This is a genomic window from Microbispora bryophytorum (assembly GCF_006874465.1).
Taxonomy (GTDB): Bacteria; Actinomycetota; Actinomycetes; order Streptosporangiales; family Streptosporangiaceae; genus Microbispora; species Microbispora bryophytorum.
Map to the genome: position 1 here is coordinate 136346 of NZ_VIRL01000003.1, position 12003 is coordinate 148348.

Here is a 12003-nt window from a genome sequence, read left to right on the forward strand (position 1 = left end):
CGCGACGCTAACCCCTGACCCGTGCGTCAGAGGCAAGACCGTGGGAGCCGTCCGCGACGGCGCGGACGGCTCCCATGCGGTCGTGCGTTCAGGCGGGGGCCGGGACGCCCTGGGGCCAGGCCACGCCCATCTTCTGCTCGAACGCCCGCATCAGCTGCTCGGAGCAGTCCTGCTGGGCCGCCACCGTGCCCGCGCCCTTGCGGCACTCGTTGTACGCGGTGAGCTCGTCGGAGAAGTAGAGCTGGAACCCGGTGGTCACGATCCCCAGGACGAAGGCGAGCGACGAGAGCACGACGGCCCCGGTCGCCATCCCGATCCCGCGTCGTTCGCGGTTGAGCAGGCGCAGGTCACGGATCGCGATGACGACCGCGAACAGCGACAGCGCCAGCCCGGCCGCCGGCAGCATCAGTGTGAAGACGAGCGCCATGAGGGCGAGCACGAGGGCCCTGCGCCCTCCGGTCGCAGGGGTCGGCGTCTGTAGGGGTGGTGTCACGGTCTTCTCGCCTCGCGTTCCGCATAACCCGTCGTAAGTCGTGATGGCCGGCGCCCGATACGCTTTAGCTGCGTTGAGGGACGGCCCTCCACGCTCGACCACTCTCTAAGGAACCATCTCCCGGCAATCACCTGCAAAACGAAGGCAGCTTACGAAGGAGTTCCGCTCTGTCCGTCCGGCTCGTCGTCCTCGTCTCGGGTTCGGGGACCAACCTACAAGCGCTGCTGGACGCGGCGGCAGACGACGCGTTCGGCGCGTCCGTCGTGGCCGTCGGGGCCGACCGTACCGGCATCGAGGGCCTTGCCCGGGCCGAGCGCGCCGGCGTCCCCACGTTCGTCGAGAGCGTGGGCGACCACCCCACCCGGGAAGAGTGGGACGAGAGGCTGGCCGGGCGCGTCGCCGAGCACAAGCCCGATCTGGTGGTCTCCGCCGGGTTCATGAAGATCCTCGGCCCTCGCATGCTGAGCGCGTTCCCCGTCGTCAACACCCATCCGGCGCTGCTGCCCGCCTTCCCCGGGGCGCACGCCGTGCGCGACGCCCTCGCGTACGGCGTCCGCGTCACCGGTTGCACGGTCCACCTCGTCGACGCCGGCGTGGACACGGGCCCGGTGATCGCCCAGGAGGCGGTGCCCGTACGGGAGGGGGACGACGAGGAGTCGCTGCACGAGCGAATCAAGACGGTCGAGCGGCGTCTCCTCGTCGAGACCGTGGGCCGCATGGCCCGCGAGGGCTGGACCCTGACCGGGCGGACTGTGCGCCTGGGGACGGGACGAGTCGCAGGACAGGCCGCAGAAGGCCGGACACCAGGAAGGATCACGAAGTGACCCGCATCGCCATCCGCCGTGCGCTGATCACCGTTTACGACAAGACGGGTCTCGAAGACCTGGCGCGGGGGCTCGAAGCCGCGGGCGTGGAGATCGTGTCGACCGGCGGCACCGCCGCCGCGATCGCCTCCTACGGCGTGCCGGTCACGAAGGTGGAGTCGCTCACCGGATTCCCCGAGTGCCTGGACGGACGGGTGAAGACCCTCCACCCGCGCGTCCACGCCGGGCTGCTCGCCGACGGCGCCAACTCCTCCCACGTCAAGCAGCTGGAGGAGCTGGAGATCGAGCCGTTCCAGCTCGCGGTGGTGAACCTTTATCCGTTCGCCGCCACGGTCGCCTCCGGCGCCTCCGACGCCGAGTGCGTCGAGCAGATCGACATCGGCGGGCCCGCGATGATCCGCGCCGCCGCCAAGAACCACGGCACGGTGGCCGTGGTCGTCGACCCTTCGGCGTACGGCGAGGTGCTCGCCGCGGTCGCCGAGGGCGGCTTCTCGCTGACCGAGCGCAGGAGGCTGGCCGCCACGGCGTACGCGCACACCGCCTCCTACGACGTCGCGGTCGCGTCCTGGTTCGCGAACGTGTACGCGCCCGAGGGCGACTGGCCGTCCTTCATGGGCGCGGCGTGGAAGCGCAAGACCGCCCTGCGGTACGGCGAGAACCCGCACCAGGGAGCGGCCCTCTACACCGGCGGCGAGGACGGCCTGGCCAACGCCGAGCAGCTCCACGGCAAGGAGATGTCCTACAACAACTACGTGGACGCCGACGCCGCCTGGCGCGCCGCCTGGGACTTCGCCGAGCCGTGCGTGGCCATCATCAAGCACGCCAACCCCTGCGGGATCGCGGTGGGCGCCGACGTGGTCGAGGCGCACCGCAAGGCGCACGAGTGCGACCCGGTCTCCGCGTACGGCGGGGTGATCGCGGTCAACCGCGAGGTGACCCGCGAGCTGGCCGAGCAGATCGCACCGATCTTCACGGAGGTGGTGGTCGCGCCGTCGTTCGCGGCGGACGCCCTCGACGTGCTCCGGGAGAAGAAGAACATCCGCCTGCTCGCCTGCCCGCAGGGGCCGTCGAACGCCGCGGAGTTCCGCCGCGTCGACGGCGGCCTGCTCGTGCAGACGGTGGACCGGGCGGACGCGCCGGGCGACGACCCGTCCGCGTGGGAGCTCAAGGCCGGAGAGGCGGCCTCGCCCGAGGTGCTGGCCGACCTGGCCTTCGCCTGGCGGGCCTGCCGCTCGGTGAAGTCCAACGCGATCCTGCTCGCCTCCGGCGGCGCGACCGTCGGCGTCGGCATGGGCCAGGTCAACCGGGTGGACTCGGCCCGGCTGGCGGTCTCCCGGGCCGGTGAGCGCGCGACCGGGTCGGTCGGCGCCTCCGACGCGTACTTCCCGTTCCCCGACGGCCTGCAGGTGCTGGCGGAGGCCGGGGTGAAGGCGATCGTCGAGCCGGGCGGCTCGATCCGCGACGAACTGGTCGTCGAGGCGGCGAAGGAAGCGGGCATCACGCTCTACTTCACCGGCACCCGGCACTTCTTCCACTGATCGAGAAGTCCGACGTACCGCCATGGAGGGGCGGCTGTCGGGATGGATGGGATGAAAAAGGCACGATCACCCCTAGGGGGCGGTTAGCCTGAAGCGCCCACCCCATCCTCCCCACGGAGTCCCTCCATGCCCTTTGACATGATCATGAGCTCCTTCGCGACGATGAACGGCGTGTGGAACAGCCCCATCGCGCTGCTGCCCGTCGTCGCGCTGGCCGCCTACTTCGGTTGGCGCATCGTGGAGTTCATTCCCTTCACCCGCCGGATCATCGAGCGGCGCGAGGGGGGACGGTAAAGCACTCGGAATGACCACCTGGAAGGACAGGGAGAGCCATGACCGCGCGGCTTCTGGACGGCAAGGCGACCGCCGCCAAGATCAAGAGTGAGCTGGCGGAGAGGGTGAAGACCCTGGCCGGCCGGGGTGTCACCCCCGGCCTGGGCACGATCCTCGTCGGTGAGGATCCGGGCAGCCAGATCTACGTCGCGGGCAAGCACCGCGACTGTGCGGAGGTCGGCATCACCTCCATCCGCAAGGACCTTCCGGACAGCGCCACCCAGGCGGAGGTGGAGGCCGCGGTCGACGAGCTGAACGCCGACCCGGCCTGCACGGGCTACATCGTCCAGTTGCCGCTGCCGCGCCACCTGGACACTCAGGCGCTCATCGAGCGCATGGACCCGGCCAAGGACGCGGACGGCCTCCACCCGGTCAACCTGGGCAGGCTCGTCCACATGGTCGACGCCCCGCTGCCGTGCACCCCGCGCGGCATCGTGGTCCTCCTCCAGGAGTACGGCGTGCCGCTCAAGGGCGCCGAGGTCGTCGTGGTCGGCCGGGGCATCACCGTGGGCCGGCCGCTGGGCCTGCTGCTCACCCGCCGCGCGGAGAACGCCACCGTCACGCTCTGCCACACCGGCACCCAGGACCTGGCGTCCCACGTGCGCCGGGCGGACATCGTCGTCGCCGCGGCCGGGGTGCCCCACCTCGTGACCGCCGACATGGTCAAGCCCGGCGCGGCCGTGCTCGACGTGGGCGTCTCCAGGGTCGACGGGAAGCTCACCGGTGACGTGGCCCCCGACGTACGCGAGGTCGCGGGCTTCGTCGCCCCCAACCCCGGCGGGGTGGGGCCGATGACCCGGGCCATGCTGCTGGCCAACGTCGTCGAGGCCGCCGAGCGGGCCTGATCCACCGACCGGGCCTGATCCGCCGACCGGCGGGATCTCCCGGCGTTCTCCCCGCGCATGGGGACGCCCCCGTGCCGGGACGGCGCCTGCGCGGGCGCGTGCAGTTGCTGGGCGAGCCAGGGCAGGGCCTGGGGGAGCTCCCTGTTCCAGGTGGCGAAGTTGTGGCCCCCGCTCGGCAGGATCAGGGAGGACACCCGCATGGGCGCCCTGACCGCCGCAGTGAACTCCGTCGTCGCCCGGTAGCCGGACTCGCCCTGACGGCTGCTCGCCACCAGGACGGACACCGGCGGGGCCGGCAGGTTGGCCAGCCGCCACATCAGGTCGTTCTCGTCCTGGAGTCGCCGGTTCCCGCCGAACAGGTCGCCCGTGGTCACGTCCACCAGAGCGTGGAAATATCCGGACAGGGACACCGCGGCCGAGAACGTGTCGGGGTGCCGCATGGTCAGCTTGAGTGCGCAGTAACCTCCGGTCGAGTCGCCGAGAATGCCCCAGTTGGCGGCTCCGGTGCCGACCCGGAACGCCGCGGTCACCGCCCGCGGTACGTCCGCCGTGAAGTACGTCTCGACCTGCGGCCCACCCGGCACGTCCACGCACTCGGTGTCCCGGGGCGGCGCGATCGTGGGGCGCATGAGCACCAGGACGGTCGGGCCGATCTCGTGGGTGAGGATCGAGGTCGCCGCGCGTGTGGGCAGGTCGAGCCGGCTGACCAGGTTCTCCTCGTCGCCCGGATAGCCGGTCAGGCCGAGGATCACGGGGAAGCGCCGCCCGGCGTACCTCGGGTCGAAATACTGCGGCGGCAGGTACACGTACGCCGGCGAGCTCAGTCCTGTCCTCGCCCCGGCGATCGTCACCTGCTCCAGGCGCCCCGCGGGCAGGCCGGCCTTCGGCCTGGTGACCCGCACCGGCCTGCTGTCGAGCACCCGGACGAGGCCACCGCCGGCCGCCGTACCCGCCGGGTCCGCCATGATCGCCGGCGCGTCGGTCGCGTTCGTCCCCAGCAGGTCGCCCCACGAGCCGAAGAATCCGAAGTACGCGTTGACCACGACGGCGATCGCGAGCACCAGCAGGGCCTGGTCCGCGACCAGCACGCCTGCCCGCACGGCGATGGAGCGCCAGGACGGCCCGCTCAGCCGGGGCCACAGCCAGACCGTCGCGACCAGCCCGCCGACGGCGAGCGCGACGAACAGGACCTGCACGTGCGCCGTTGTGAGCCCCAAATCCGGCCTCTCCTAAAGTCCCCCGTAGTGCCGGTTCATGCAAAGGTACCCGCCAGGCGTAAGAGAGCGGTTAAGGATCGCGATCCGTGTCCGCGGAGCGAACATCGCCACCTAAGGTCTCGTCCGTGAGCCGTCGGACACACATCTCCCGCAACGGGATAGCGCGTCCATGGGTGCCCGCAGCGGCAGCGTACGCCGCGCTGATCATCGGCATCCTGGACATCGTCAAGGGCGTGTTCCCGCGCCTGCGCGGAAGCAGGATCAGCGAGATCGCGAGCGTCCTGCCGGGCAGCGTCACCACGCTCGCCGAGACGGCGTCGCTGCTGGTCGGGATCTTGCTGATCATGCTTGCCCACGCTCTCAGGCGGCGGAAGGCGCGGGCGTGGCGCGCGGTCGTGGTGCTGCTGACGGTGAGCGTCGTGCTCGAGGCGCTGCACCGGCGCCCGGTCGCCGCGTCGGTGTCGCTGCTCCTGTGTGTGGTGCTGCTGGTCAACAGACGGGAGTTCTACGCCCTGTCCGACCCGCGCTCGCGCTGGCGGGCGCTGTGGAACCTGCTGGTGCTCGGCGCGTTCGACGTCGTGATCGGGTGGATCCTCATCGCCGCGTACCATCAGACGATCGCCGACCACCCCGGCTTCGGCGACCAGTTGTGGCACGTCGTGCTCGGCCTGGTAGGCCTGGAGGGGCCGGTCGCGTTCACGTCCGAGCGCGCCGGCGACCTGGTCTACTTCTCACTCGCCGGGCTCGGCGCGCTCACCGCCGTCACCACGATCTACCTGGCCCTCCGGCCGGAACGGCCGGTCGCGGCGCTCACCGAGGACGACGAGCGGCGTCTGCGGGCCCTGCTCGACCGGTACGGCCGGCAGGACTCGCTCGGATACTTCGCGCTCCGCCGGGACAAGAGCGTGATCTTCTCGCCCAGTGGCAAGGCCGCCGTGGCCTACCGGGTCGTCGCCGGGGTGATGCTGGCCAGCGGCGACCCGATCGGCGATCCGGAGGCGTGGCCCGGCGCGATCAGGCGGTTCCTGGAGGAGGCCAGGCGGCACGCGTGGGTCCCCGCCGTCATCGGGTGCGGCGAGACCGGCGGCGAGGTGTGGACCAGAGAGGGCGGACTCGACGCGCTGGAGATCGGGGACGAGGCCGTCGTGGAGGTGGCCGGTTTCACACTGGAAGGCCGGGCCATGCGCAACGTGCGCCAGATGGTCAAGCGGGTGGAGCGGCTCGGCTACACCTGCCGGGTGCGGCGGACGGGCGACCTGAGCGAGGCGGACCGCGAGCGTATCCGCAACGCGGCCGACTTCTGGAGAGGCACCGAGACCGAGCGGGGTTTCTCGATGGCGCTCGGCCGGTTCGGCGACCCCGCCGACGCCGGCTGCCTGGTGGTCACCGCCCACCGGGCCGCGCCCGAGGGCGAGGAGCCGCCGGGCGGGGACATCCGGGCCGTCCTGCATTTCGTGCCCTGGGGAGCCGACGGGATCTCCCTCGACCTCATGCGGCGCGACCGCGACGCCGACCCCGGGCTCAACGAACTGCTGATCGTCCGGGCTCTGCAGGCCGCGCCGGAGTTCGGCGTGGCCAGGGTGTCGCTGAATTTCGCGATGTTCCGCTCCGCGCTGGCGCGGGGGGAGCGGCTGGGGGCGGGGCCGGTGCTGCGCGCCTGGCGCGGCGTCCTCGTCTTCCTGTCCCGCTGGTTCCAGATCGAGTCGTTGTACCGCTTCAACGCCAAGTTCAGCCCGCTGTGGGTGCCGAGGTTCCTGGTCTACCCGACCGCGCGCGACCTGCCGCGCATCGGCGTCTCCGCGCTCCGGGCGGAGGCGTTCCTCACGCTGCCGGGCCTGGGCCGGGGGAACGGCCCGTTCCAGCGGTGGCGCCGCCCGCAGGCCGTCCCCGACGCGGTCACCGGCGGCAGACGCCGGGGAGGTCGCAGAGCTTGGCGGCCATCGTCCGGGCGTCCGTGATCAGCGGGCGGAACTGGGAGACCGGAAGGCTCTTGGTCACCAGGCCGGTCCTGACGTAGACCGCCACCGCGCTCCCCTTGCGGACGATGACGGTGCGGGAGCGGTTCTCGAAGAAGAAGCCGCCGACCCGGAGGGCCTCGTCGCCGACGTTGGTGCTCTTCCACCTGTACGAGTGACGGTTCGCGCCGCGGCCTCTCGCGGCGCACTCGGCCAGGTCGGCGCGTACGGACTTCATCGCGGCCTTCGCGGCCCGCTCCGACGGGTAGAGCACGACCTGCTCGCTGCGGTAGACGGTCTCCGCCACATAGGTGAACGTACGGCTCGCGCTGCGGCCGTCGCGGGCGGTCCTGCGTCCGCACGGGTTCACCTCAAGGGGCCTCTTCCGGCTGTCGGTGAGCTTCAGGTGCTCCCATGGCCGGTGCGGGCCGTTCACCTTGGCCTCGTTCAGCAGGAACCCCTTGGGCAGCCCGGCCGGAGCGGACGCCTGGCTCGCGTCCGCCGCCGTGGCCGTCACGCGCGCCACCGGCGCCGCTTTCGCCTGACTCGCGCCCGTCACCGTAGCCATCACCGTCGCCACGGCGACCGCCGCCACGGAGGTCAGAACCCTGCGCATCGCATGCTCCCTTGCCGATCGGTCGACGTCCCGTTCGACGGGGCCTTCGCGGATTTTGTTCTGCACGTTGTCTGGCATGTCGCCCCGTCAGCGCCTGTTCGCCAGGTCGCGAGCCTCGCGTTGCAGCCGATCGGCCTCGTCGAGAAGCCGAGCCGCCACCGTGCCGCAGCGCGTTCTCCAGGTTCCGATCTCACCGCGTACCCGGTCGGTCAACGGGCCCGACCACTCCATAGTGGCGGCCATACCGTTCACGCTGTCGACCAGTTTTTCCACGTCGTGGGCTAATTCCCGAAGTTTGGCGGCCCTGCTTTCGAGTTCCTGCACCTCGGGCGGAGACGACACCTTTTCTCCTCTCGGAGCGCTTTATCAGAGGATAAGTTACAGGTAGGCTCCCGCCGCATGGGGGAAGGCGTGACGCGGAGCTTCAGGCCAGAAGAGCTTGAACGTCTGGCCGGCCTTATGGACGACCTGAACAGGTCGGCAGATGAGGTTTTTAAGCGTGCCTGGCCCCTGCAGGCGTCCCAATTCGTCACACCGCTGGGGGAAATGCCGGGCTGGGGGAGTGACACGGCCAAGGAGTTGAGGCGGCGGGCGGCGATTGGACGACTGCAGACCGGCGACCCGTTCGCCGGGCTCGCGTGGGCCGGTTTTCCACCGCTGGAAATCGTCGCGAATGGCAACAAGATCGACCCGGCGACTCTCATCTCCGTCAACTCGGTCGCGGACTGGGCGAACAAGACCGGAAATTCGGATTTCCAGCGCAAGCCCGAAGAGTCGCTGGACGACTACCTCACGCGATTGAAGGCCGCCGCCGTCGCGCACGCCATTCCGGCCCTCGAACCGCACGAGGCGACGGTCGCCAACATCCTCAAAATCGTGGGCGATGTCCGCGGAGTCACCACGGCGGCCCCAATCGTCACCACCCAAGCCGTGTCCCTCAGCCGCGTGCTGTTCCACAACAACGTCCTGAGACCGGCAGTCAACCCACTGCTGGCGAAGGCCAAGGAAAGCACGCTGGTCAAGGAGAGCAGCGTGGTCAACGCAAGCCCGCGACTCCAGGCTCTCGTGAAGAACCTCGCGCTGGCCCCGAGATCCGTCACCGCACCGGGTACCGGCCTCGCCGGTCTCACTCGCCGGCTCTTCATGAAAAGCAAGCTCTATCGCGATTACGTGACCTTGCTTCCTCACCACGTGGAGTTGGACGCCGCTGGCCGAGCTGTGGAAGCCGGACGAGCCCTCGTTGGTGTCCGGGCGAACAACCTCCTCAACCGAGCCTTCGGGAACAATCAGCTAGCCGCGCTGCTGGGCGGCAAAACCCACGCGGGTGAGGAGGTGAAGGCCTCTGGTCAGGCCAGTCTGCTCAAAGTCTGGAAGGCCACCGGGAACTCGCAGAAGATGGAGATCGCTGCGAGGACTCTGAAGGTGGAGCCCGCTGCTTTGACACGGATGGGGGCTGTCGTCCGGACCGCCGGTTTCCTTCGTTTGGGCAACCTGGCAGGGCAAATCGTCGCCACCGGCTACAGCGCCGCCAACGTCATCTCACAGGGCGATCCCAGAGACGCCTTCAAGCGCAACGGCGCCGGTTATGTCGCGGATGTTGCCGAGGTGGGATTCAACGCCTCACTCACCGCCGCGTTGGTCTGTCCTAATCCCGTCACCATCGGCGCTACCGTCATCACCGGTTCCGTCTATCTCGGCGCGAAGGTCGTTGAACACTGGGACGACATCGAGGCCGGTGCGAAGAAGGCGAGCAAGGCGATCGGCGACGGAGCCAAGAAAGTTCTCTCCAGTCTCAACCCGTTCGACTAGCGCAGGGGAGAGCGACGATGCCGTCCTTCGACAGCGGACGTGACCGATACCGGTTCGGTCCCGAGCACTTGGGAGTCCTGGGGTGCCTGTACGAAGGGAAACGGGTCACGAGCGACCTGGTGAAGGCGCGGCAGGAGTTGCAGGCGATCGGCGTGATCAGTGACGACGACGTCGTCATCCCCGAACTCGCCCGCCTGACGGACGCCCTCGCCGAGCCGATCGTGCTCGTCCAGATCGAGACCACCGGCGGCCAGGGGATGACGAACCACGGCGCGGTCATCGGGAACGACGCCTGCTACGTGTACGAGGGGTGGCCGGGCGAACCGGAGTCCGAGTTTGTCCGCACCGATCCCAGCACTCTGGTCTGGTCGCTGGCACGCGTCGTGGGCTTGCGCGACAGGGATGCCAACCCACCCGCGGTCGCGGTCGTCACGACGACGATCGGCGTGGTGGACGCCGGATTCGTGGCACTGTCCGAAGCGGACACCGGCGACGTGGAGGAGGCCGCCGAGCAGTTGCGCGCAGTGCTAGCCGTGGAGGGCGGGCTTGCCGATCCCGAACTGACGGTCTTCACGCACCTTCTGCTCCAGCTCAACGGCAACTGGCGGATGACCGTGGCGTGGAACAACCGGGAGAGCGGAGGCACCGACGTTCGCGGCATCACGGTGCTGGATTGCGGCCCTCTCGGATATTGGCTGCGTGAGCGTCCCGCAGAGCCGATCCTGCCGGGGACGGTGACCTCAGACAGCGAATTCAGGCTCGTGTTCACCGAGACGCCACGTGTCTGGGAGCTGATCAGTCAGCTCCTGCCCGGCGTCGAGGAACTGCCTATTTCCGTCGAGCGGTGAGGGTGACATGCCAGAGTTCACGTTTGATCTTGTGCTGCAACGGCCTGCTGACCGCCGGGAGCAGGAAGCAATCTTCCTGGTCCTTGTCGGTACTGCGAGTCCGTACGGGGAGGTATCTCTTACGATCTCCAGGTTTCCCAGAGAGGCCACCCTCCTCGCGAAGGGGTTGCCGAAGGCGTCGCTTTCTCATCCGGACCTCCTTAGACAGGGATACATCCCGATCGACGCCGAAACGCGCCTGGTTGTAGGCGGAGCCACCGCCAGCCTCGCCCGAAACCGGCGTGCTCTACGCAGGGAGGATCGCGGCTTCAGCATCAAACTGGGGGAACGCGACTACACCTACCTGTTCGGTTCAAGAGGGGAAGAGTTGCGCGAGAGCGCACGTGGCCCTCTGGTGAGGCTGTCCAGTGTGGACCCCACGGGGCAGAAGTTCGCATTGACCGTCCTATCGGACGCCGACGCTACGGATCTCGCCTTGGCCATCGTCCTTCAGGGTGCCGACACGAGTGGGCTGAGCATCACGGGAGCGATCATGTCCGGGGTCACGTCGTTCTTCAACGGTGGGTACGGTGACCGATGAATCACCACGGCTCCGGACGCCTCTCCGGCCGCCCGCGCCGATGGCCTGTGGTGCGGCCGGCGCCGCCGGTCAACGAGCGGTCGATGCGCTGATCTTTCTCGCTTGGCTGTCTCCGTCTCCGTTACCGGTTGGTGGGGGGTGAGGACGCCCCGCGGCTGTATACGCCTGTGGACCGTTCGGAACGCTCCACCGGCCGCGGGGGGTGGGACGGCTTGCGCCCTCGGCGGCCGGTGTGCCGCTGGTTCAGGACGCCCGGCGGCCCGCGCTGGTGCGAGGCTGCGGTTCCGGCTCGGCCGGCCCGGTTCCCCGCTGTGGCGGCACGACCGGCGTGGGCCGCACCAGGCCGAGGGCGACGACCTCGTTGGCGAGCCGGGTGCGCCGGTTGGTGCCTTCCGGGATGCGGAACTTCTGGTAAAGCCGCAGCAGATGCTGCTTGACGGCCGCCTCGGTCACCACGAGGTCGTCGGCGATCTCCCGGGCCGTCGCGGGCGCCACGAACGCCTCGTCGGACAGCGCGGGACGGCACAGCGAGGTGAGGACGTCGACCTCCCGGCGGGTGAGCTCCGGCGCGGCGGCCCGGCGCAGCTCGACCTCGGGGGCGAGGTCCTCCCGCGGGATCCCGCCCACCCGGGCCCGCGCGGCTCCGAAGGAGACGACGTCGCCGTCGTCCAGCACCCTCCTGGCGATCGGCCTGCCGTTCACCCGGGTGCCGTTGCGGGACAGGCCCAGGTCCACGACGTACAGGTAGGGCCCGCGACGGACGAATTCGGCGTGCAGCCGTGACACGCTCGGATCCGTCAGCCGGATGTCCACGCCTCGGCCGCGGCCGATCGTGGTGACGTCGGGGCGCAGCGGCACCACCTCGCCGCTGTCCTCGATCCGTATGAACGGCCCCTCCACGGCAGTTCCTCCCCAGGTAGCCCGCCGTTACTTTCCCTATAGCTG

12 protein-coding genes and 1 pseudogene are annotated in these 12003 nt (G+C 69.7%); 8 read left to right on the forward strand and 5 right to left on the reverse strand.

Annotated elements, in window-relative coordinates:
* Window positions 1-88: 88 nt before the first annotated feature.
* Entirely contained in the window at window positions 89-493 is a 405-nt protein-coding gene (locus FLX07_RS08160) for a hypothetical protein (RefSeq protein WP_142569194.1), read from the reverse strand.
* Window positions 494-660: 167 nt separating this feature from the next.
* On the opposite strand from FLX07_RS08160, the gene purN reads away from it, so the two are divergent.
* The 4 genes from purN (at window position 661) to FLX07_RS08175 (ending at window position 4033) form a co-directional block, all read left to right on the forward strand.
* On the forward strand, window positions 661-1317 hold the full coding sequence (purN, locus tag FLX07_RS08165) for a phosphoribosylglycinamide formyltransferase (protein WP_142569195.1): 657 nt from the start codon (window positions 661-663) through the stop codon (window positions 1315-1317).
* Complete coding sequence (gene purH, locus FLX07_RS08170; protein ID WP_142569198.1) at window positions 1314-2855, forward strand: bifunctional phosphoribosylaminoimidazolecarboxamide formyltransferase/IMP cyclohydrolase; 1542 nt, start codon at window positions 1314-1316, stop codon at window positions 2853-2855. The genes purN and purH overlap by 4 nt, the downstream gene beginning before the upstream one ends.
* A 126-nt stretch (window positions 2856-2981) precedes the next feature.
* Window positions 2982-3149, forward strand: a complete 168-nt coding sequence (locus FLX07_RS36350; protein WP_167748156.1) for a hypothetical protein — start codon at window positions 2982-2984, stop codon at window positions 3147-3149.
* Window positions 3150-3187: 38 nt separating this feature from the next.
* On the forward strand, window positions 3188-4033 hold the full coding sequence (locus FLX07_RS08175) for a bifunctional methylenetetrahydrofolate dehydrogenase/methenyltetrahydrofolate cyclohydrolase (RefSeq protein ID WP_142569200.1): 846 nt from the start codon (window positions 3188-3190) through the stop codon (window positions 4031-4033).
* A 359-nt stretch (window positions 4034-4392) separates the two neighbouring features.
* Here FLX07_RS08175 and FLX07_RS37580 read toward each other — a convergent pair.
* Window positions 4393-4998, reverse strand: a pseudogene (locus FLX07_RS37580) (alpha/beta hydrolase); the annotation flags it as partial.
* A 377-nt stretch (window positions 4999-5375) separates the two neighbouring features.
* On the opposite strand from FLX07_RS37580, the gene FLX07_RS08185 reads away from it, so the two are divergent.
* Window positions 5376-7208 carry a phosphatidylglycerol lysyltransferase domain-containing protein gene (locus FLX07_RS08185; protein WP_142569202.1) on the forward strand — a complete coding sequence of 611 codons (1833 nt, stop codon included), beginning with the start codon at window positions 5376-5378 and terminating at the stop codon, window positions 7206-7208.
* Here FLX07_RS08185 and FLX07_RS08190 read toward each other — a convergent pair.
* Both FLX07_RS08190 and FLX07_RS08195 read right to left on the reverse strand, forming a co-directional pair.
* Window positions 7147-7821 (reverse strand): hypothetical protein, encoded by a 675-nt coding sequence (locus FLX07_RS08190; protein ID WP_142569204.1) that lies wholly within the window; start codon window positions 7819-7821, stop codon window positions 7147-7149. The genes FLX07_RS08185 and FLX07_RS08190 overlap by 62 nt on opposite strands.
* A gap of 87 nt (window positions 7822-7908) precedes the next feature.
* Window positions 7909-8163: a hypothetical protein gene (locus tag FLX07_RS08195; protein ID WP_142569206.1), complete on the reverse strand. Its 255-nt coding sequence runs from the start codon at window positions 8161-8163 to the stop codon at window positions 7909-7911.
* A 57-nt stretch (window positions 8164-8220) separates the two neighbouring features.
* Here FLX07_RS08195 and FLX07_RS08200 point away from each other — a divergent pair, with 57 nt between their 5' ends.
* From FLX07_RS08200 to FLX07_RS08210, 3 genes are read left to right on the forward strand one after another with little or no spacing between them, the layout of a single operon-like run.
* Window positions 8221-9630 carry a PE-PGRS family protein gene (locus FLX07_RS08200; RefSeq protein WP_142569208.1) on the forward strand — a complete coding sequence of 470 codons (1410 nt, stop codon included), beginning with the start codon at window positions 8221-8223 and terminating at the stop codon, window positions 9628-9630.
* Between the two features lie 17 nt (window positions 9631-9647).
* Entirely contained in the window at window positions 9648-10478 is an 831-nt protein-coding gene (locus tag FLX07_RS08205; protein WP_142569210.1) for a hypothetical protein, read from the forward strand.
* A gap of 7 nt (window positions 10479-10485) precedes the next feature.
* The gene (locus FLX07_RS08210; RefSeq protein ID WP_142569212.1) at window positions 10486-11058 is read left to right on the forward strand and encodes a hypothetical protein; all 573 of its coding nucleotides are present in this window, start codon (window positions 10486-10488) and stop codon (window positions 11056-11058) included.
* Window positions 11059-11301: 243 nt separating this feature from the next.
* Here FLX07_RS08210 and FLX07_RS08215 read toward each other — a convergent pair whose 3' ends face one another.
* On the reverse strand, window positions 11302-11958 hold the full coding sequence (locus FLX07_RS08215; RefSeq protein WP_142569215.1) for an FHA domain-containing protein: 657 nt from the start codon (window positions 11956-11958) through the stop codon (window positions 11302-11304).
* Between the last annotated feature and the right edge of the window lie 45 nt (window positions 11959-12003).